General features: G+C 57.8%; 18 protein-coding genes. 10 read left to right on the top strand and 8 right to left on the bottom strand.

Annotated features, from left to right (window positions below; translation table 11 throughout):
- Positions 1-173: 173 nt before the first annotated feature.
- The 3 genes from ACP7B0_RS02330 (at position 174) to ACP7B0_RS02320 (ending at position 2946) form a co-directional block, all read left to right on the top strand.
- Positions 174-1241 (top strand): phosphotransferase family protein, encoded by a 1068-nt coding sequence (locus ACP7B0_RS02330; protein ID WP_426139311.1) that lies wholly within the window; start codon positions 174-176, stop codon positions 1239-1241.
- A 38-nt stretch (positions 1242-1279) separates the two neighbouring features.
- Positions 1280-2047, top strand: a complete 768-nt coding sequence (locus tag ACP7B0_RS02325) for an SDR family oxidoreductase (protein WP_426139310.1) — start codon at positions 1280-1282, stop codon at positions 2045-2047.
- Between the two features lie 119 nt (positions 2048-2166).
- Positions 2167-2946: a TSUP family transporter gene (locus tag ACP7B0_RS02320; RefSeq protein WP_426139309.1), complete on the top strand. Its 780-nt coding sequence runs from the start codon at positions 2167-2169 to the stop codon at positions 2944-2946.
- Here ACP7B0_RS02320 and nudC read toward each other — a convergent pair.
- Together nudC and ACP7B0_RS02310 are read right to left on the bottom strand one after the other, a co-directional pair.
- On the bottom strand, positions 2914-3750 hold the full coding sequence (gene nudC / locus ACP7B0_RS02315) for an NAD(+) diphosphatase (protein WP_426139308.1): 837 nt from the start codon (positions 3748-3750) through the stop codon (positions 2914-2916). The two genes, ACP7B0_RS02320 and nudC, sit on opposite strands and share 33 nt — an antisense overlap.
- 15 nt (positions 3751-3765) lie before the next feature.
- Positions 3766-4578 (bottom strand): crotonase/enoyl-CoA hydratase family protein, encoded by an 813-nt coding sequence (locus ACP7B0_RS02310; RefSeq protein WP_426139307.1) that lies wholly within the window; start codon positions 4576-4578, stop codon positions 3766-3768.
- Positions 4579-4876: 298 nt separating this feature from the next.
- Between ACP7B0_RS02310 and ACP7B0_RS02305 the strand changes: the two genes are divergently transcribed.
- Positions 4877-6346, top strand: a complete 1470-nt coding sequence (locus ACP7B0_RS02305) for an ATPase domain-containing protein (RefSeq protein ID WP_426139306.1) — start codon at positions 4877-4879, stop codon at positions 6344-6346.
- Complete coding sequence (locus ACP7B0_RS02300; protein WP_426139305.1) at positions 6343-8373, top strand: response regulator; 2031 nt, start codon at positions 6343-6345, stop codon at positions 8371-8373. Before ACP7B0_RS02305 ends, ACP7B0_RS02300 begins: the two co-directional genes overlap by 4 nt.
- Positions 8374-8432: 59 nt before the next feature.
- On the opposite strand, the gene ACP7B0_RS02295 is transcribed toward ACP7B0_RS02300, so the two are convergent.
- From ACP7B0_RS02295 to ACP7B0_RS02275, 5 genes are all read right to left on the bottom strand, one after another.
- Complete coding sequence (locus tag ACP7B0_RS02295; RefSeq protein WP_426139304.1) at positions 8433-8810, bottom strand: response regulator; 378 nt, start codon at positions 8808-8810, stop codon at positions 8433-8435.
- 98 nt (positions 8811-8908) lie between these two features.
- Positions 8909-10090, bottom strand: coding sequence for a hybrid sensor histidine kinase/response regulator (locus tag ACP7B0_RS02290; protein ID WP_426139303.1), 1182 nt, complete (start codon positions 10088-10090; stop codon positions 8909-8911).
- A complete protein-coding gene (locus ACP7B0_RS02285; protein WP_426139302.1) occupies positions 10084-10701 on the bottom strand; it encodes a chemotaxis protein CheB in 618 nt (205 codons plus the stop codon). The genes ACP7B0_RS02290 and ACP7B0_RS02285 overlap by 7 nt, the downstream gene beginning before the upstream one ends.
- Positions 10698-11519 (bottom strand): CheR family methyltransferase, encoded by an 822-nt coding sequence (locus tag ACP7B0_RS02280; protein ID WP_426139301.1) that lies wholly within the window; start codon positions 11517-11519, stop codon positions 10698-10700. The genes ACP7B0_RS02285 and ACP7B0_RS02280 overlap by 4 nt, the downstream gene beginning before the upstream one ends.
- Before the next feature lie 48 nt (positions 11520-11567).
- Positions 11568-15107: a response regulator gene (locus ACP7B0_RS02275; RefSeq protein WP_426139300.1), complete on the bottom strand. Its 3540-nt coding sequence runs from the start codon at positions 15105-15107 to the stop codon at positions 11568-11570.
- 241 nt (positions 15108-15348) lie between these two features.
- On the opposite strand from ACP7B0_RS02275, the gene ACP7B0_RS02270 reads away from it, so the two are divergent.
- Positions 15349-15708: a response regulator gene (locus ACP7B0_RS02270; protein ID WP_426139299.1), complete on the top strand. Its 360-nt coding sequence runs from the start codon at positions 15349-15351 to the stop codon at positions 15706-15708.
- 19 nt (positions 15709-15727) lie between these two features.
- Positions 15728-17020 (top strand): glycosyltransferase, encoded by a 1293-nt coding sequence (locus tag ACP7B0_RS02265; RefSeq protein WP_426139298.1) that lies wholly within the window; start codon positions 15728-15730, stop codon positions 17018-17020.
- Between the two features lie 55 nt (positions 17021-17075).
- Here the strand turns inward: ACP7B0_RS02265 and cobF are convergent, their stop codons facing one another.
- Positions 17076-17834, bottom strand: coding sequence for a precorrin-6A synthase (deacetylating) (gene cobF, locus ACP7B0_RS02260; RefSeq protein WP_426139297.1), 759 nt, complete (start codon positions 17832-17834; stop codon positions 17076-17078).
- Positions 17835-17948: 114 nt separating this feature from the next.
- Here cobF and ACP7B0_RS02255 point away from each other — a divergent pair, with 114 nt between their 5' ends.
- The 3 genes from ACP7B0_RS02255 to ACP7B0_RS02245 all read left to right on the top strand — a co-directional run bounded on the left by ACP7B0_RS02255 (position 17949) and on the right by ACP7B0_RS02245 (position 21415).
- Positions 17949-18854, top strand: a complete 906-nt coding sequence (locus ACP7B0_RS02255) for an AraC family transcriptional regulator (RefSeq protein WP_426139296.1) — start codon at positions 17949-17951, stop codon at positions 18852-18854.
- Between the two features lie 239 nt (positions 18855-19093).
- The gene (locus ACP7B0_RS02250) at positions 19094-20404 is read left to right on the top strand and encodes an ABC transporter substrate-binding protein (RefSeq protein WP_426139295.1); all 1311 of its coding nucleotides are present in this window, start codon (positions 19094-19096) and stop codon (positions 20402-20404) included.
- A gap of 75 nt (positions 20405-20479) precedes the next feature.
- The gene (locus ACP7B0_RS02245; RefSeq protein WP_426139294.1) at positions 20480-21415 is read left to right on the top strand and encodes a carbohydrate ABC transporter permease; all 936 of its coding nucleotides are present in this window, start codon (positions 20480-20482) and stop codon (positions 21413-21415) included.
- Positions 21416-21420: the final 5 nt, after the last annotated feature.

Below are 21420 nucleotides of genomic sequence, written 5' to 3'. Positions count from 1 at the left end.
CATGGGCTTCGGTTTTTTTATGACCGAAAATCGGCGGGGCCGCCTCCTCCGGCGTGCAATAAAGGCCAATGATCGGACAGCAACACGCCGGTCGATAAGACAGTTTCGAGCTTGTGAGCTACATTCGATTAGTCAATGATTGACCCGCACCATAATAAGTAGAAGGGATAAGCATGGCGCTTACTGACCAGTCCACACAGATCCGTCCCGGCGAAGAACTCGACGTCGCGTTGATTGATCCCTACCTCAAAGACCATATCCCCGGACTTCGTGGCACGGCGCATATCAGCCAGTTTCCCGGCGGTGCGTCCAACCTCACTTACCTGATCCAGTATCCCGGACAAGAGTTCGTGCTGCGACGCCCGCCTTTTGGGCAAAAGGCCAAGTCCGCTCACGACATGGGCCGCGAATTCCGAATCATCAACCAACTCAAGGATGCCTTCCCCTATTGCCCGAAAGCATACGTGCACTGCACGGACGAATCGGTGATTGGCTCTGAGTTTTACGTAATGGAACGCATCAAGGGCATCATCCTGCGTTCGGACCTTCCGCCGGAGCTGGGCCTGGATGCTGACCGGACTCAGGTTCTGTGCAAAAACTTCATCGACAGGCTGGTCGAACTGCATCGTGTGGACTATCAAGCCTGCGGCCTGGGAGATCTGGGCAAGCCTCAAGGCTATGTACAACGCCAGATCCACGGCTGGAGCGAGCGTTATGACAAGGCGCGCACCCCTGATGCGCCTCAGTGGGACGTAGTCAAAGCCTGGCTCGTCGACAAGATGCCTGCGGACCACCCGGTGGCGTCCATCGTGCACAACGACTACCGCTTCGATAACGTGCTGCTGGACCCGGCCAACCCCATGGACATCATCGGCGTCCTGGACTGGGAACTCACGACACTGGGCGATCCATTGATGGATCTCGGCAATACCCTGGCGTACTGGATCGAAGCCGACGACCCGGCACCCGTGCAGTTGATGCGCCGCCAACCCAGCCACGCCCCCGGCATGCTCACCCGGCAGCAGTTCGTCGACTATTACGCCGAACGTTCGGGCATCCGTATCGACAACTTCGACTTTTACTATACCTACGGGCTGTTTCGGCTGGCCGGCATCGTGCAGCAGATCTACTACCGGTTCTTTCACGGCCAGACCCAGGACAAACGATTTGCGCAGTTCATCCACATGAACAAACTGCTGGAGCAGATGAGCCTGCGGGTGATCGGCTCATCCGCCCTTTGACAGCCACACTCTGACAGTGACGCCATAAGGAACACGACATGTCCAAGACCCAACTGTTCGACCTCGACGGCAAGATTGCCTTTGTTTCCGGAGCCAGCCGAGGCATCGGCGAAGCCATTGCCAAATTGCTCGCCCAGCAAGGCGCTCATGTGATCGTGTCCAGCCGCAAGATCGACGGCTGCCAGCAGGTGGCCGACGCCATTGTTGCCCAGGGCGGACAAGCCACCGCGATGGCTTGCCACATCGGCGAAATGGAGCAGATCACCGCCGTATTTGCGCAGATTCGCGAGCAATTCGGTCGCCTGGACATTCTGGTCAATAATGCCGCGACCAACCCACAATTCTGCAATGTGCTGGACACGGATCTGGGCGCATTCCAAAAGACCGTGGACGTGAACATCCGTGGCTATTTCTTCATGTCGGTGGAAGCCGGCAAGCTGATGCGCGAAGGCGGTGGTGGCAGCATTATCAACGTCGCGTCGATCAATGGCATTTCTCCAGGGGCATTTCAGGGCATCTATTCGATGACCAAGGCCGCCGTGATCAACATGACCAAAGTGTTTGCAAAGGAATGCGCACCGTTCGGCATTCGCTGCAACGCACTGCTGCCGGGCCTGACGGACACGAAATTCGCCTCGGCCCTGGTCAAGAACGACGCCATCCTGAATATGGCCTTGCAGCAAATACCGCTCAAGCGTGTGGCGGACCCCAGCGAGATGGCTGGCGCCGTGCTGTACCTGGCCAGCGAGGCATCCAGCTACACCACGGGTGTTTCGTTGAATGTGGACGGGGGATTTCTGTCCTGAAGTTGAGCGTGGCCTTTCTGTACGCAACGGGCGCGACCTGACAGGCCGTCCGCTTGGGGTTAAGATGCGCGGCTTATGACGCAGCCTTTCTGCGCAAACTGCCCTATAAGCCCCTCGCCATGCCCTTTGAACTCAGTGTCGACTTCACTACCCTTGCTGTGCTCGCGGTCGTTGCCTTTGTTGCCGGATTCATCGACGCCATTGCAGGCGGCGGTGGCCTGCTGACCACGCCGGCCCTGATGACGGCCGGCCTGCCGCCCCACCTGGTACTGGGCACCAACAAGCTCAGTTCCACCTTCGGTTCGGCCATTGCCAGCTTCACGTTCTACCGGCGCAAGCTGTTCGATCCCCGCCAGTGGGTTCATGCGTTGGTGGGCACGGCTGTCGGCGCGCTGATCGGCGCTGTGGTCGCGCATTACTTGCCTGCCGAGTGGTTGAACCAGATGCTCCCGGTCATCGTCTTCGGCTGCGGCTTGTATCTGCTGTTCGGCGGCACGCCCAAGGCACCGCTGGACAGCAATGCCCCGATAAAAAAGAAATGGCAGTTGCCACAGGGTCTCGGGCTGGGGTTCTACGATGGCGTGGCTGGCCCGGGCACCGGTGCGTTCTGGACCGTCAGTAGCCTGCTGATTTACCCGCTGGATCTGGTCAAGGCCAGCGGCGTGGCGCGTAGCATGAATTTCGTCAGCAACGCCGCCGCGCTGTCGGTGTTCATCTTTTCCGGCCAGGTGGACTGGTTGATCGGCTTGAGCATGGGGTCAGCGTTGATGGTCGGTGCCGCTATCGGCGCAAGAACAGCGATCAAGGGCGGTGCAAAATTCATCCGCCCGGTGTTTATCACGGTCGTCCTCGGGCTGACGGTTCGCCTAGCCTGGCAGCACTGGTTCGGGGGTGCCTAAGCGTCGGGCCACGTAGACATCAATCAGATAGCGGGCAATGGAACGGTTGGCCGGAAGCGGCGGTAAATCGTGGATACTGAACCAGCGGGCGTCTTCGATTTCGTCGGCCTGGGGCACGATGTTGCCGCTTTCATATTCCGCGTGAAAACCCAACATCATCGAATGGGGAAAAGGCCAGCACTGGCTGCCCATGTAGGTGATGTTCCTGATCCTGACCTGCACCTCTTCCATGACCTCCCGGTGGACACACTCCTCCACGGACTCACCCGGCTCGGCAAAACCGGCCAGTGCGCTGTACATGCCCGTGACAAACCGCGGCGAACGCGCCAGAAGAATCTCGTCTCCACGGGTAATCAACACAATCATGCTCGGTGAAATGCGCGGGTAGAACCGCAGGTTGTCATGCTCGCAGTACATCGCCCGCTCCCCGGGCACCTGCTGCATAGGTCTGCCGCAACTGCCGCAGTACCGGTGTTCTCGAGCCCAGGTGCTGATCTGTGCCGCATAGCCCAGCTTCTGGAAAATGTCGAAGTCACCTTCCATCATGAATTGCCGCAGCCCCTGCCATCGACAACCGTCAACCTCCACGGCGCCCTTGAGCACCAGGACGAACACCGGTTCGCCATCAAAATGGCCAATACCGTGTTCGCTGATCACCGGCAGGTCCTGGCTTTTCAGCCATTCGCGGGGGAACATCACCCCCTGTTCGTCCATCAGGAAACCTTGCTCGCTGTTAACCACCGCCCAGCCACCGGTGAATTCGGTATCCAGCACTGCTGTAGTCCAGCGTCCGAGGCTTGTCATGGAACCCTCCCTTACTTAATTCTCGAATATGGGTTTCTGCTTGCTCAGGTGCGCCACCATGGCCAGCTTCAGGTCCGCTGATTGCAGCATGGCGGCGTTCCAGATAGCAACGTGTTCCAGGCCGTCATCAATCCGGTGGTCACGCATGTAAGTAATCATTTCCTTGGTGCCGGCAATCGCGATAGGCGACTTGGACGCTATTTCGCGCGCAATGGCGAACACACCCTCAAGCAGGCCCGTCAGGTCGGCAAAAGTTCCGTTGACCAAACCTATGCGTTGAGCCTCTTGTGCATGAACCGTGCGGCCGGTGTAGGCCAGCTCACGCATCATGCCATCACCGATGATACGTGGCAGACGTTGCAAGGTGCCGACATCGGCCGCCATGCCCATGTCAATCTCGCGGATAGCGAACTGGGCATCTTCGGCGGCGTAGCGCATGTCGCAGGCAGAAATCAGATCGATGGCCCCTCCCAGGCAATAGCCCTGGATGGCTGCCAGAACAGGCTTGCGACACTTGTCGACGGCCGTGAAGGAAGCCTGCAGCCTAAGAATGGTCCGTCGTAACGTCCGCGCATTGCGGCCCGCATCCTTACCCAACTCGTTGGCCACGCTGGCAAGCATCGCCAGGTCGATGCCCGAAGAAAAATGCTTGCCGGCACCACTGAGCACCACCACGCGTACATCGTCCGTGTCGTCGACCCACTGAAAAATCTCGATGATTTCAGACCAGAATGCCGCGTTCATAGCATTGATTTTGTCCGGCCGGTTGATCTGTACGTGAGCAATGTGATCCTTCACTTCAACCGCAAAAGCTTGGTAGTCAGGCACGGATTCAATCCTCCAATAGAAATGTTATTCGGGGTCGGCAATCAAACTTCAGGCCATCGACTATAACAAGGTGCCAAGGCTGCCAGAAGGCGTTGAATCCGCCATTTGCGGGACCTGCGGCGGGTCTGCCGGCGTGGAAAATCCAATGACATCGGGCAAAAATTCTGAACCGCTGATAGGCACAGCGGTCCAGTATCAAGTAAGCAATACTGACTCACACAACAAGCAATACGCGGCGCTGCAGCCGGTAAGAGGCAGACCCGCGCGGATACTTCCCCAGGTCGCGAGAGGGCGATTCTTGATTACATCAAAAGCAGCAACCGGCATCTTGGGTCTTGACGACATCCTTTGCGGAGGTCTGTCTCGACGTCATGTTTTCCTGCTTGAGGGAGAACCCGGAACAGGAAAAACCACTGTAGCCTTGCACTTTCTTCAAGCGGGAGCCAAAGCCGGCGAACGCTGCCTCTACATTACGTTGTCAGAAACCGATCGCGAACTGCGCGAGGGTGCCACGTCACACGGCTGGGAGTTGGGCGAGAACATCGTCATCTTCGAACTCACCCCTCCGGAAAGCCTGCTCAACAGTGACAATCATCAAAGCCTGCTGTACTCCTCGGACCTGGAACTGGGTGAAGCCACACGGCAGATCTTTGAAGTCGTTGACCGTGTAAAACCGACGCGGGTGGTGATCGACAGCCTGTCGGAGATTCGCTTGCTGGCGCAAAGCTCACTGCGCTATCGCCGTCAGATCCTGTCGATCAAACATTACTTTGCCCGTTTTGACGCAACCGTATTGCTGTTGGACGACCTGACCACTGAAGCACTGGACAAGACCGTGCACAGCGTCGCTCATGGCGTGATCCGCCTGGAAGAACTCAACCCGAACTATGGCGCGGAACGTCGCCGTCTGCGGGTGGTGAAATACCGTGGCGGCTTTCATGACTTCACCATCATGGCCGACGGCATTCATGTCTTCCCGCGCCTGGTGGCGGCTGAACACCGCAATCAATACGAGCGAACCGTCATGTCCAGTGGCATCAGCCAACTTGACTCGTTGCTCGGCGGCGGCATCGATGGCGGCTCCAGCACCTTGATACTCGGGCCGGCCGGTACCGGCAAATCCCTTATATCCCTGGTTTTCGCGGCAGCCGCGGTGGCCCGTGGCGAACGCGTTGCCCTGTTTATTTTCGATGAAGAGCTAGGGCTGCTGTTTAACCGCATGCTCAAGGTTGGCATTGACCTGGCGGCTTTGGAGGCCACAGGAGATCTCTTGATCGAGCAAGTCGATGCCGCAGAACTGTCCCCTGGCGAGTTTGCGCACCGGGTGCGCAGTTGCGTCGACGAGAAGCGGATCAAGACCGTGGTGATCGACAGTATCAACGGCTATCAGGCAGCGATGCCGGAAGAGAACGCCCTGGTGCTGCACATGCACGAGTTGTTGCTCTACCTCAACCGTCAGGGCGCATCGACCTTCATGACGGTTGCCCAACATGGCCTGGTGGGGGACATGCGTGCGCCGGTGGATATTACCTATCTGGCCGACACCGTTATCCTGCTGCGTTACTTTGAAGCCATGGGTCAGGTAAGGCGCGCCATTTCCATTATCAAAAAACGCACCGGGACCCACGAGTCCACAATCCGGGAATACCGCATCAGCCATCAGGGCCTGAAAATCGGTGCGCCGCTGGAAGCCTTTCAGGGCGTCTTGCGTGGTATTCCTCACTACACCGGCGCGGGCAACCCGCTGATGCAGGATGAAGACGCGTGAGCACGCCCGGACTGTTATCGGAACGGGCAATCATCCTTGCCCCGCGGGGACGTGACAGCCAGATTGCATTGGCGCTTCTGCAAGAGGCAGGTTTCCCCGCCATGGTTGTTCAGACGCTCACTGACTTGAGCCACGAACTCAACTGCGGCGCGGGCATGGCCATTATCGCTGACGAGGCGCTTAGAAGCGCCGACCTGAGCCCTCTGCTCGAAACGCTGAAACAGCAACCCGCCTGGTCAGACATCCCTATTGTGCTATTGACGCACCACGGAGGACCGGAACAGAACCCGTCGGCCTACCTCGGTCCACTGCTGGGTAACGTCACCTTTCTTGAGCGCCCTTTCCATCCAGCGACCCTCGTGAGTCTGGTGACCACCGCCGTGCGCAGCCGTCGCCGTCAGTATGAAGCCAGGGCGCGCATGGAAGACCTGTTGGAAAGCGAGCAACGTTTGCAGCATGCCCTGAAGGCCGGGCGCCTGGGCTCATGGCAACTGGAGGCGGAGTTCATGACCCTGACCTGCTCGGCCATCAGCAAAGCCCATCATGGCCGGGACGAATATGACGCCTTTGAGTGTGACCATTGGCTGGACTCGGTCTACGCCGACGATCAGCCTCCCATGCAGTCTGCCTTGCAGCGCAGTCTGGATTCAGGTGATGACTTCGTCGTCGAGTACCGCAACGTCTGGCCCGACGGTTCATTGCACTGGCTGGACGTGCGTGCCAGAGCCATCCGCGCCAGGAACGGCAAGGTTATTTCGCTGGCCGGTGTCACCTCGGACATCACCGAGCGAAAACAGGCCGAAGCCCAGTTACGCCGTCTCAACGAAACCCTCGAACAGCAAGTCGAAGAACGGACTTCCCAACTGCGCCACAACGAGGAAATCCTGCGTCAGTCGCAAAAGATGGAAGCGGTTGGACAGTTGACCGGCGGTATCGCCCACGACTTCAACAACATGCTGACCGGGATCATCGGCAGCCTGGAGCTGCTGCGAAGGCGGCTTGCCCGGGGCCGCACCGAGGATCTGGACGGCCTGATCGATCTGGGTGTGACCTCGGCCAACCGTGCCGCCGCCCTCACCCATCGCCTGCTGGCGTTCTCCCGCCGCCAATCACTGGATTCCAAGCCTGTTCAGATGAATCAACTGGTCAGCTCCATGGGCGAGTTAATCCATCGCAGCCTCAATGAAAGCATCCAGCTGGATATGCGGCTCAATGGGCAACTCTGGACAGCGGAGGCCGATCCCAACCAGTTGGAGAGCGCTCTACTCAATCTTGTGCTCAACGCCCGGGACGCCATGCCCGATGGGGGGCTGCTGGTGGTGGAAACCTTCAATCAGCGCCTGGACCGGTCGTTCACGGATGCTCATGACAACCTGCTGCCGGGTGACTACGTGGTGCTGAGCGTCAGTGATTCGGGCTACGGCATGCCTGAGGCCGTCATCAGCCGCGCGTTTGATCCTTTCTTCACCACCAAACCAATAGGTCAGGGAACCGGTCTTGGGCTGTCGATGATCTATGGATTCAGCAAACAGTCCCACGGCCACGTCTCGATCAAAAGCGAGGTGGGGAGCGGCACTACGGTGCAGTTATTCCTGCCACGTTTTAAGGGCGAGCAAATTCAGGACGATCTTGCCTATGTCGGCAGAGAGACCGAGGCCAATGAGGGGGAAACGGTTCTGATTGTTGAAGATGATCCGGCCGTACGGGCGTTGGTCAGCGAAGTCCTGAGCGAACTGGGTTACAGGTTTCTGGTCGCCGCCGCCGCCGATTCGGCAGTGCCGATTCTGGAGTCCGGTCAGCGCATCGACTTATTGATCAGCGACGTGGGCCTACCCGGCATGAACGGGCGTCAGCTTGCTGAAATCGGCCGTCAACTGAGGCCCGGCCTCAAAGTGCTGTTTATCACCGGTTATGCCGAACACGCCGCCGTGCGGGCAGGATTTCTTGATAACGGCATGCAGATGATCACCAAGCCGTTTGCCTTTGATCACCTGACGGCCAAGGTTCGGGAAATGATCGAAGCGTGAAGCCGGGTTCTCAACGCCATCGACCTGGCAGTCAGTGGCGTTATCAGGGCGAGTTCAGTTCAGGAAAGCAGGCTCTGGATCTGCAAATGCAGGCTGTCCATGGTGAACGGCTTGGCGAGGATCGGTGCTTTGAAGGCAATCGGGCTGCCGGAGTCGGTGATTTCCGCGGGATAACCGCTGATGAAAATCACCTTCAATTCAGGGCGTAGCTTCACCGCTGGCTCTGCAATCATGACGCCTGAAATCCCCCCGGGCAGGCGGTAGTCGGTGATCATCAAATCCAGGTGCGGCTTGGTGGCGAGAATTTCAAACGCTTGCTCGCCATTCTCAGCCTGCAAGACACGGTAGCCCTCTCCTGCCAGGTAATCGGCGAGCAACATGAGAATCAGCGGTTCGTCTTCGACGATGAGTACGACATTTTCTGCATCAGAGCTCATTGGACTGCCTTTGATCTGTAGATAGCTGCCATTACGACCGTGGCGTGTGCCTTAGGTTGCGCAAATATCAGATAAATCTGCCCGGTCCATCCATGCACTCAAAGCGGCAGGCAGATGCGAAACAGCGAACCTTTGCCTTCCTCGCTCTCGACCATGATTTTCCCGCCGTGAGCCGCGACGATCTGATCGGAGATGAACAAACCCAAGCCCAAGCCGTGCACCGCATGATTGGCCGTGACACGCTCGAACTGCTGAAAGATGCGCTTCTGGTTTTCCAGACTCACGCCGATGCCTTGATCCTGCACGTCTACCAGCGCCTGGCCGCCCTCACTGTACACACGCACTTCGATAGGCTTGCGCGCGCCGTAACGCAAGGCATTGGTCAGCAGGTTGGCCACGACCTGTTCAATGCGAAACTCATCCCACACACCGATGACCGGCTCGTCAGCGAAAAAGCTGACAGTGGACCCGGCGGCCGCAATTTGCGCCGAGAAATTTTCCAGCAGTTTACTGACCAGCTCCACCAGATCGAACGGGTTGGTACGGATCGACAACTTGCCGGTACGAATGCGGGACACATCAAGCATGTCTTCAATCAAGCGGATCAGACTCTGGATTTGCCGCTCGTCGCGGTCGACCATCGCCCGCAGTTTTTCCAGCGTGAACGCCGCCATGTTGTCCTTGGCCAGATGCAGCTTGCGTAACTGGGTCTCCAGGATCAGCCCGTTGAGGGGCGTCCGAACTTCATGGGAGACGATCGACATGAAGTCATCGCGCATACGCACGGCGCGCTCAAGCTCGTTCTGCGTGGACTGCAACTGGTTGAGCAAGGCTTCCTGTTCCTGACGGCTTTGCTCAAGCGCTTCGACCTGCGCCTTCATGGCCTTGCGCTGGCGGTACAGGTCCACAAACACGTTGACCTTGCTCTTGACCGCGTGGATATCCAGAGGCTTGTGCAGAAAGTCCACTGCACCGCTCTCGTAGCCCTTGAACGCATAATTGAGCTCGCGGCCGGCGGCACTGACAAACACAATGGGGATGTTCTTGGTGCGCTCCGTGCTACGCATCAGCTCAGCCAGCTCGAAACCGTTCATCCCCGGCATTTGTACGTCAAGAATCGCCATGGCGAACTCATGTTGCAGCAATAGCGACAGCGCTTCGTCCGCTGACAATGCCTTGAAGACGGCTCGGTCCTCGCGCTTGATCAGCGCTTCGAGTGCCAAAAGGTTTTCTGGAAGATCGTCCACGATCAGCAGCTTGGCTTGAATATGACTCAGCATGCGATTCTTTCCAGCTCGACCAATAGTTGGCTAATGTCATTCAACGGCAGCAGGTAATCGGGGCTGTGCAATGCCAGCGCCGCCTCGGGCATGGTACGCGCCTGAGCCTGATTCGGATCCTGTACCACCGTTAATCCCCCACAATCCTTGATATAGGCCAGACCTGAAGCCCCATCGTTATTCGCGCCGGTCAGCAATATGCCCGCCAGACGGGCCCCGAATGCGTCGGCGGCCGAGCTGAACAGAATGTCGATACTCGGCCGCGAGTGGTACACGCGGTCTTCCTGGCTCAGGGAAAGACTGCGGTCAGCCTCGACCGACAAATGGTAACCGGGCGCAGCGAAATACAAAGTGCCGGGAGCAATGTCTTCCTTATCGTCTGCTTCCTTGACCCGAATCGGCAGGCGCGCGGCGAACACTTGAGCCAGCTGGCTGCGTCGTTCCTCGGGCACATGCAGCACCGTGAGAATCGGCAGGCGAAAGCCCGGCTTGATGGAAGCAAACACGTTCAGCAGGGCTTCAACGCCGCCGGCCGACGCGCCTACCACGATCGCATCCACTACAGGCAATGCCCAATCAGCCCGTTCACCGCTATTGAGGGTCGTCTTCATGACTTGCGGTAGATCCGCTCCTGTTTGACCAAGGCCTCAAACTTCTTGCTGTAAGCCGAGAAATCCAGGGTCTCTTTGCTGCCCAATACCAGGAAGCCGCGATGACACAGGGATTCGTGGAACAGCCCGAAAGCGCGATCCTGAAGTTTTTTATTGAAATAAATCAACACATTACGACAGGAAATTAACTGGGTTTCAGAGAATACGCTGTCCGTGGCCAGGCTATGGTCGGCAAAGGTCACGTTCTCGCGCAGGGTCTTGTCGAAAATGGCGTAGTCGTAAGCACCGGTGTAGTAATCCGAAAAATCCCGCTGCCCCCCTGCCTTCAGATAGTTATCGGTGTAAGCACGGATATTCTCCAGGGAAAAAATCCCCTGCTTGGCCTTCTCCAGCGACCTTGGATTGATGTCCGTGGCGTAAATAATGGTGCGGTCCAGCAAGCCCTCTTCACGGAGCAGAATGGCCATCGAATAGACCTCTTCCCCGGTGCTGCAACCCGCAATCCATATCTTGATTGACGGATATGTCCTGAGCAGCGGCACCACTTCCTGGCGGATGGCCAGAAAATGCTCCGGATCGCGAAACATCTCGCTGACCGGAATGGTGAGGAACTGCAGCAATTGCATGAATGCCGCCGGGTCGTGCAGCACCCGCTCCTGCAACGCGGAGATGGTGGAGCAATCGAACTGGCGCAGCGCATGGTTGACCCGACGCTTGACCGAGGCGCCCGAGTAATCGCGAAAGTCGTAGCTGTATTTGAGGTAAATCGCCTCGATCAGAAGGCGTAACTCGATCTCGGTATTGGGGTCGTGAGGCATGGGTCAACCTGATGATGAAGGCGAAGGCTCGAGTTGGGCCGCTGCAAGTCAAATACGTTCCATTTTGGGCAACCAGACGCGGATCAGCGAAAACAGACGATCCAGGTCGATAGGCTTGGCCAGATAATCGTTGGAACCGGACTGCAGGCAGCGTTCCTGGTCATCCTTCATGGCCTTGGCCGTCACCGCGATGATCGGCAACTTGCGCCAGCGAGGGTCCTTGCGAATTTCGGTGGTCGCTTCATAGCCGTCCATCTCAGGCATCATCACGTCCATCAAGACCAGATCGACGTCCTGGACCTCATTGAGCTTGCTGATGGCCTCAAGGCCATTGCGGGCGATCTCGACAATGGCCCCCTTGTGTTCCAGAGCGCTGGTCAGGGCGAAGATGTTGCGCACATCGTCGTCGACCACCAGGATCTTGCGGCCTTCGAATACCTTGTCCCGACTGCGCGCCGTCTTGAGCATTTTCTGTCGCTCGCTGGACAGTTGCGCTTCGACCTTATGCAGGAACAGCGTGACCTCATCCAGCAGCCGCTCAGGCGAGCGCGCGCCCTTGATGATGATCGAGCGGGAATACCTCATCAGCTCGGCTTCTTCATCCCGGGTCAGATTGCGGCCGGTGTAAACGATCACCGGCGGGAACGAGCGGATTTCTTCGGTGGACATTCGCTTGAGCAAATCATTACCCAGCATGTCCGGCAGTTTGAGGTCGATGATCATGCAGTCATAGATATTCTCGCGAAGCAGGTCCAGAGCATCCTGGGCAAAACCCACCGCCGTGATCTCGATGTCATCATCACCAATCAACCGCGCGATACTGTCGCGCTGCAAGGCATCGTCTTCTACCAACAGGACCCGTTTGACCTTCTGGGTCAGCTTGGCTTCCAGCTTGGCAAACACATCCTTGAGTTCTTCCCGGGTGGTCGGTTTGACCGCGTAACCGACAGCGCCCATGTGCATGGCGGCCTCCTGGCGATCTTCCACGGAAATAACGTGGACCGGGATATGACGAGTCGACGCCAGTTCCTTGAGACGCTGCAGAACGGTGAGACCCGAGTGATCCGGGAGGCGCATGTCCAGCAGGATGGCATCGGGTATGTACTGCGCTGCCAGATTGAACCCGTCGTCCGCCGCATGAGCGACCAGGCAGTGATAGCCCAACTCATGGGCCAGATCGAAAAGAATCCGCGCAAACGCCACTTCGTCCTCGATCACCAGAATGCAACGTTTGGTGAACGGCGCCTTGTCGCGGTCATCGGCAAAGTCCACGCGGGGCTGAGTTGATGCCGATGCCAGTGTCGGTGTCGGTGTCGCAGCGGCCACTGCCGGTATGGACTCGATACGGGCAACGGGCAATGGAGGAGCAATCGCCGGTATGGGCGCCTGACCATATTCGAGTTGCACCTGTTCAACATACTGCTCAGGCAATACCAGCGTGAAAATACTGCCCTGCCCCGGCTCGCTGGTCACGCTGATGGAACCACCGAGCAAGGTGGCCAGATCCCGGGAAATCGACAGGCCCAGCCCTGTTCCGCCATAACGGCGATTGGTTGTACCGTCCGCCTGACGGAACGCTTCGAAGATGCTCTGCTGCTGTTCCTTGGCGATGCCAATCCCCGAATCGCGTACTGTAAACACGATGCCTTCGCCCGGCTGTCTGGAAACAATCATGCTAACCGTGCCGCTTTCCGTGAACTTGATGGCGTTGGACAGCAGGTTTTTCAGGATCTGTTCCAGACGCTGGCGATCCGTGTACAGAATGGTCGGCGTGCCCGTCTGCAACTCCACGTGAAAGTCCAGGCTCTTGTCAGCAGCCAGCGGCTGAAACATGGACCGCAAACCTTCCACCAGACGCGCCACGCTGCTGTTCTCCGGGCGCACTTCGAGTTTGCCGGCCTCCACCTTGGAAATATCCAGAATGTCATTGATCAGATTCAGCAGATCGTTACCCGCCGAATAAATCGACTCGGCGAACTTGACCTGTTCGGCGGTGAGGTTCTCCGTGGGGTTTTCCGCCAGCAGCTTGGCCAGGATCAGCGAGCTGTTGAGCGGCGTACGCAACTCATGGGACATGTTGGCGAGGAATTCTGACTTGTACTTGCTTGAACGCTGCAACTCTTCGGCGCGGGCTTCCAGCTCGATCTGGGCGAGATGCAGCTCTTCGTTGTTGCGGTCCAGCGCATCCCGCTGGTCAGCCAGCGCCTGACCTTGTTCGGACAACTGTTCGTTGGTTTGCTCAAGTTCGGCTTGCTGGGTTTCAAGATTGGCCTGTGACTCCTTGAGGATGCGCGATTGCTCCTCAAGCTCTTCGTTGGCGGTGCGCAGTTCTTCCTGTTGAACCTGCAACTCTTCGTTGAGCTGCTGGGTTTCAGCTAGCACTTCCTGAAGGCGCTGACGATAACGCGCCGCTTCGATAGACGTACCGACGTTGTCGGCAATCAGCTCGAAAAATTCGATGTCCTGTTCCGTCAACGGGCGTAAGAAGCCCAGTTCGATGACGCCATTGACATGATCGTCGTTGCTGGTGGGAATCACGACCACGCTGCGTGGCGCGCCCTCTCCCAGCCCCGACGCCACCTTGAAATAGTCCACGGCGACATCTTCAAGCCTGATGATCTGCTTGTGCCGGGCAGCCTGCCCCACAATCCCTTCGCCGCTGTAGATCGACTGCTCGTTGTTTTCCTGCTCCCGGGAAAACCCATAGCACGCCACGCGTTTAAGGCCGCCATGTTCCTGGCTGACATAAACGGCGGAGACCACCGCCCCCATATATTGAGCAAAAAACTGCAATACCTTGGCGCCCACCATGTTCAGGGTCAGTTGACCCAGCACTTGTTCCGCCAGCTCGCTCTGACCGTTGCGTAGCCAGGCCAGCTTTTGCAGCCGCTCGGCATTGGCCTCCTTGAGTTTGAGGTTGTCGGCATAACTGGTAGACAAGGCGAGCATGTCCCGTCGCCCCACGTAAGCCAACATACCGCTGACGCTCAGGATGAATATCAGATACAGCGCCACTGAAAAAACAGTGGTTCGGGTGACATCATTGTTGCGTGTCAGGCGTAACTGTTGCTCTGTCGCGACGACCTGTTCGTATTGATTGCGAATTTCATCTGTCAGGCGCTTGCCACGCCCCGCCTGAACCGCGCCCGTGTAGTCACCGTTCTCACGACGCAGCGCAATCATCTCCTGAGCGAAACCGTTCCACTCGGTTTGCAACGCGACCAGGCGCTTGAGGCGGTCGACTTGAGCCGGGTTATCAGCCACCAGCGCTTCCAGCCCTTCAAGCTCTGCATTAACCCCGGGCTTGGCCACTTCGTAGGGGTCAAGGAAGTGCTCATCCCCGGTGAGCAAAAAGCCGCGCATGCCGGTTTCCATGTCGATGGACAGCTTGAGGGCGCGATTGGTGTTGTTCAGCACCCGGTCTGTATGCTCGACCCACTGAATCACAGACAGCAGATAACTGATCAGGCCGACAAAAAACACCGCACTGATGACGCCAACCCATAACGGCAGGCTGACATTGCGGCTCAGCACTTTACGGAAACGTTGCTCATCGACGGCAGACGGATGGTTCATGAGAAGTCCCATACGATTAATCAAACGTACGAGTCTGCCGCAATCTTCAGGAAAAGACTCTGATTTCTGACACATCAATTTGAAATTTCAGTCTTTTGTCAGATTTTCCAGCTATTAGGCCAAGGAATGTGACCGTTTACTGCCAATCAAGCTTAAAATCATTGTTTTTCCGGTCTACAGGAACTTCCAGAGGTATTTCGCTTACTCATTAACGGGCGCGCCCAGTCATCTTCATTTTTCAAAGGAACTCATTATGTCTACCAGCACCATTCTCGTAGTCGAGGACGACAACATTGTGCGGATGCTGATCGTCGACGTGCTTGAGGAGCTGGAGTACAGCGTTCTGGAGGCTGAGGACGGGGAGTCGGCATTGGCGATCCTGCGTGACGAAATGACCACTATCCATCTGCTGATGACCGATCAGGGCTTGCCTGACACGACCGGCTTTGAGCTGGCACACCAGGCCCGTCAGCTTCGCGCTACGCTGCCGGTGCTGTTCGCCAGCGGCTACTCGGAAACTCTCGACGTGCCCCCCGGCATGCATTTAATCGGCAAACCGTTTTCCATCGATCAACTGCGAGACAAGGTCAAAAGCGTTCTTGGACAAGCCTGACACCCCTCACTCGATTGCCATGAGCACTGCGCAGCCGACCCGCGTCCTTATCATTGGTTATGTCTGGCCGGAGCCACGCTCCTCGGCTGCCAGTGGACACATGATGCAGTTGATCCAGTGCTTTCTGGAGCAAGGCTGGCAAATAACCTTCGCCAGCCCCGCTACAGAGGGCGAACACCGGGCAGACCTCGACGCGCTGGGCATCACGCAAGAGCGCATCGAACTCAACAACAGCAGTTTCGATGTATTTGTCAGCCAACTGGCTCCGGATATCGTGTTGTTCGACCAGTTCATGATCGAGGAGCAATTTGGCTGGCGGGTCGAGAAGCAATGCCCCCAGGCGCTGCGCATTCTTGAGACTTCCGACCTGCAAAGCCTGCGCAATACCCGGCACCTTCAGCTCAAGCGATTTCTCGGAGAAAGTGCCAAACCTGATGATTTAAATGAATACTTTCAATCGTCATGGCAGACGATTTTTCCCGACATGGCTGCCAGTGATCTGGCTCAGCGTGAAGTGGCGGCGCTCTACCGTTCGGACCTCAGCCTGATGACCTCCGACGTCGAGATGCACCTGCTCACAACCCGATTCGGGATGCCTTCCGCTTTGCTGCATTGGTGCCCGTTGATGATAGAGGGGAGCACTACTGCGGTCCCCTCCTTCAAAGAGCGCGCCCACTTCCTCAGCATCGGCAACTTTCGCCACGCCCCCAACTGGGACGCCGTGTTATGGATGAAGACCGCGGTCTGGCCCTTGATTCGTCAACAGCTGCCCACAGCGCAGCTGCACATTTACGGTGCTTATACGCCGCCCAAGGCCACGGCGCTGCATAACGCCAGTCAGGGCTTTCACATCATGAACTGGGCGCCGGACGCTTTGCAGGTCATGTCCCAGGCTCGCGTTTGCCTGGCCCCTTTGCGCTTTGGCGCAGGTATCAAGGGGAAGATCGTCGACGCCATGCGGTGCGGCACCCCGACAATCACCTCGCCCATTGGCGCTGAAGCCATGCACGGCGACATGCCATGGCCGGGAATCGTCGCCAGCAGCGCAACAGAGATCGCTCAGGGCGCGGTGCGTTTGTATCAGGACCAGCCGTTATGGCAGCAGGCGCAACAGACGGGCTGGGCGCTGCTTGAAGCGCGTTACCAGCACAAACAGCATTGCAAAAGCCTGATCGACAGAATTGCCACGCTGCGTGAAAACCTGGAAGCGCACCGTATCGCGAATTTCACAGGCTTGATGCTGCGCCACCATCATCATAAAAGCACCCAATACATGGCGCAGTGGATCGAAGCGAAGAACCGGATCGTCTAGATTCGCGGCCAGGCACTTCAGGGCCTCATCAGCTTCCGGCGGCGTGTTTCGCGATTCAATCCAGCTTGCGCAGCAGGTAAGCGTCCATGATCCAGCCCCTGTCCTGACGGGCCTTCTGCCTGACGTGCTTGATGTGCTCACACACCTCATCCAGCTCGCCCGCGATGAGTATTTCGTGGTCAGTGCCTAAATACGCCCCCCAGTAGATATGCAAGCCACGCCCTAAAAACCCCTCGAACGCGCTGTGGGCGTCGAGCATCACCACGGTGTTGTCCACGTTCGCGCCTTCATCCAAGGCCAGGCGGCGGCCTGTGGTGATCTGGATAGGTTCGCCGATCCGGTTCAGGGGGATGCGGTGCTGCGCCGCCAGCGCCTGGACGCTGGAGATGCCCGGAATCACCTGGTAATCGAAGGCAATAGCCCCCCGACTTAGCACTCGCTCAAGGATTCGCAGGGTACTGTCGTAAAGAGACGGGTCGCCCCATACCAGAAATCCGCCCGTTTCATCCGGCCTGAGTTCCTCGTCGATCAAGCGCTCGAACAACACCGCCCGCTGCTCGTGCCAGCGCTCGACACCCCGTTGATAGGACAGTGGATCAGCCTTTCGCTGCGGGTCATGGACGACAACAATCCGATAACCCGGAGCGGTGATATAGCGCTGGCAGATCTCTGTTCTCAGCCGTAACAATTCGTCATCGGCATACCCTTTGTCGAGGATGAAAAACACCTGGGCACGATTGAGAGCATTGATTGCCTGAACGGTGATGTGCTCCGGGTCACCGGCACCAATGCCGATCAGCAGGACAGTTTTCATGGATGGGATGCCCCTCGAAGTTATCCGGGTACCGCCAACTGACGCCCAAGCGGTTTGATCCCGTGTCCAAATAGTGCACATTAACCGCTTGGCAACTCTTTGAATGGCCACCGCATGACAAAAACAACAAGAGTTTCTGACCCATCCTACGAGCTGATGGACGATCACAACGGGTTGTCGATCATCTATCGCGAGCACGGTTTCCCATGCCCCCTGGTGCGCTGGCACTTCCATAAAGAGTATGAGCTGCACCTGATCGTTGCCAGTTCGGGGAAGGTCTTTGTCGGCGACTACATCGGCAATTTTTACCCCGAAAGCCTGTTCCTCACCGGCCCCAACCTGCCCCATAACTGGATCAGCCAGGTGGAAGAGGATGAGGTCATCCCCAAGCGCGACATGCTGGTGAATTTCACCGACGAACTGCTGGAAGGTGGCAATCAGGTCTTCGCCGAGCTCAAAACCCTGGCGCCATTGCTGGAGCGGGCGCAGTCAGGCATCGAGTTTCGCTGCAAACGCACCATCCGCCAGGCCACGAAGTTGATGCAGAAGATTGCCGACTCCAAAGGCATCAGTCGTCTCGGTCACTTCTTCATCCTGCTGGAGTTGCTGGCGGCCAGCGATGATTACCAGTTGCTGTCCGGCACGACGTCAACACAGATGACCGACGAGCACAGTGTCGACCGGACCAACCGCGCCGTGGACTATATCTTTGCCCACTACGGCCGGGAATTGCCGTTGGAAGAAGTCGCCGAGTATCTGGGCATGAAGCCCACGTACTTCTCTCGCGTCTTCAAGCAGGCCACCGGGCGCTGCTTTGTCGAGTTCGTCAATCGCCTGCGGATCAGCAAATCCTGCGAGTTACTGGCCGTGGGCGACAAGCCGGTCACTGACGTGTGTTTTGAGTCCGGGTTCAACAATATTTCCAACTTCAATCGACGCTTTCAGCAGCTCAAGGGCATGACCCCTTCTCATTACCGCCGCCTCGCCGTTCAGCGCCTGACCGAACAAAACCTGTACTGATTCACCCCTCCCCAATCCTCACCGTCTACGCTCAGACAGCGCTGTTGGCTGCTACAGCGTGGCCGAGACGGGTTTCGCCCCACTCAGCCAGTGCAAAAAAGTATCAGTTGCAGTGTTGCGCAGGATTTGTCATTGCGTCTGCGGGCCGTTGTAATCAGTGCACATCTTCCTTGCCTCCGGAAGAGACAAAAACAATAACCAAGCTTCTGCAGTCACTGGCCGCGGAAGAGGAGTGATCGATGAAGACCTCAGCAAAACTGCTACTTGCCTGCACCTGCCTGACGCTCAGCGGCCTGGTCAGCGCGGGCACTGTGACCATCGCAACCGTCAACAACAGCGACATGATCCGCATGCAGCGGCTGTCCAAGACCTTCGAAGAACAGCATCCGGACATCAAGCTCAATTGGGTTGTCCTGGAAGAGAACGTCTTGCGTCAGCGCCTGACCACCGACATCGCCACCAAAGGCGGCCAGTTCGACGTGCTGACGATTGGCATGTACGAGGCTTCGCTGTGGGGCGCCAAAGGCTGGTTGCAAGAGATGAAGGACTTGCCCGCCAGCTATGCACTGGATGACGTATTCCCCTCCGTGCGCGATGGCCTGTCGGTAGACGGCAAGCTGTATGCGCTGCCGTTCTACGCCGAAAGCTCCATGACTTATTACCGCACCGACCTGTTCAAGGCCGCAGGGCTGACCATGCCCGAGCGGCCCACCTGGACGCAGATTGCCGGGTTTGCGGACAAGCTGACCGACAAAACCAAGGAGCAATACGGCATTTGCCTGCGGGGCAAGGCCGGCTGGGGCGAGAACATGGCGTTGATCACCACCATCGCCAATGCGTTTGGCGGGCGCTGGTTCGATGAGCAGTGGAAACCCCAGTTCGATCAGCCAGAGTGGAAGAACGCGCTGAATTTCTACGTCAACACCATGAAAAAATCCGGGCCACCGGGGGCATCCAGCAATGGTTTCAACGAAAACCTGGCGCTGTTCAACAGCGGCAAATGCGCGATCTGGATTGATGCCAGCGTTGCCGGTTCTTTTGTGACCGATAAAACCCAAAGCAAGGTGGCCGATAACGTCGGCTTTACCTACGCGCCTCATGAAGTGACCGACAAAGGCTCTGCATGGCTTTACTCCTGGGCGTTGGCCATCCCGGTCAGTGCAAAAAACCAGGTGGACGCCAAGACCTTCAGCAGTTGGGCCACGTCCCAAGAGTACGCCGCGCTGGTCGCCGAAAAAGACGGTGTCGCCAACGTGCCCCCTGGCACCCGGGCTTCGACGTACAGCGACGAGTACATGAAAGCCGCGCCGTTCGCGAAAATCACCCTGGAATCCCTCAAAGCGGTCACGCCCAAAACGCCCACGCTCAAGCCTGTGCCGTATGTGGGCATTCAATTGGTGACCATCCCTGAATTCCAGGCCATCGGGACGTCCGTGGGCCAGCAGTTCTCTGCGGCGCTGGTGGGCTCGACTTCCGTGGATGCGGCCCTGGCCGCCGCGCAGACTGCTACGCAACGGGACATGAAACGCGCGGGTTATCCGAAGAAATAGTCGTCACGGACTATCGGCCGAGGGACGTTGCGCCCTCGGCACCCGCTCCCTCATGCCCCCAGGTTCGGAGTCATCATGAATACCTCAGCCCTCGACCCGCGCAGGGAATCGGCCAGCGCACAACCACAGGCCCCAAAAAGCCGTCTGACCAGACCCGGCTGGTTTCTGGTCAGCCCTTCAGTGCTGCTGTTGCTGGTCTGGATGATCGTGCCGCTGGGCATGACCATTTACTTCTCCCTGATCCGCTACAACCTGCTCAACCCTGGCGAGAACGAATTCGTTGGCCTGGAAAACTTCGAATACTTCGTCACGGACAGCGGCTTCATACCCGGTGCCACCAACACCCTCTTGCTCGTGGGCAGTGTGCTGGCCATCAGTGTGATTCTCGGCGTACTGATCTCGGCGTTGCTGGAGGCCAGCGAGTTTTTCGGCCGTGGCATCGTGCGCGTGCTGCTGATTTCGCCTTTTTTCATCATGCCGACGGTCAGTGCGCTGATCTGGAAGAACCTGATTTTTCATCCGGTGTCCGGCATTCTCGCCGCTGTCTGGAAGTTTTTTGGCGCCCAGCCCGTCGACTGGCTGGCGCACTTCCCGCTGCTGTCGATCATTATCATCGTGTCCTGGCAATGGCTGCCGTTCGCCATCCTGATTCTGATGACTGCCATGCAATCTCTGGATCAGGAGCAGAAGGAAGCGGCACGTCTGGACGGCGCTGGCCCCATCGCAATCTTCTGGCACCTGACCCTGCCGCACCTGGCCCGGCCTATCGCCGTCGTGGTGATGATCGAAACCATCTTTCTGCTCTCGGTGTTCGCCGAAATCTTCACCACCACCAACGGAGGCCCTGGGTTCGCCTCGACCAACCTGGCGTACCTGATCTACAACCAGGCGCTGCTGCAGTTCGACGTGGGCATGGCGTCGGCGGGCGGTCTGATTGCCGTGGTCATTGCCAATATTGCGGCGATCATCCTGATTCGGATGATCGGCAAAAACCTCACCGACAAGTCATGAGGGCC

Source organism: Pseudomonas sp. DWP3-1-2, assembly GCF_049896285.1.
Lineage (GTDB): Bacteria > Pseudomonadota > Gammaproteobacteria > Pseudomonadales > Pseudomonadaceae > Aquipseudomonas.
Note: the sequence above shows the minus strand (reverse complement) of the source record. Positions and strands in the feature narration are given on the sequence as shown.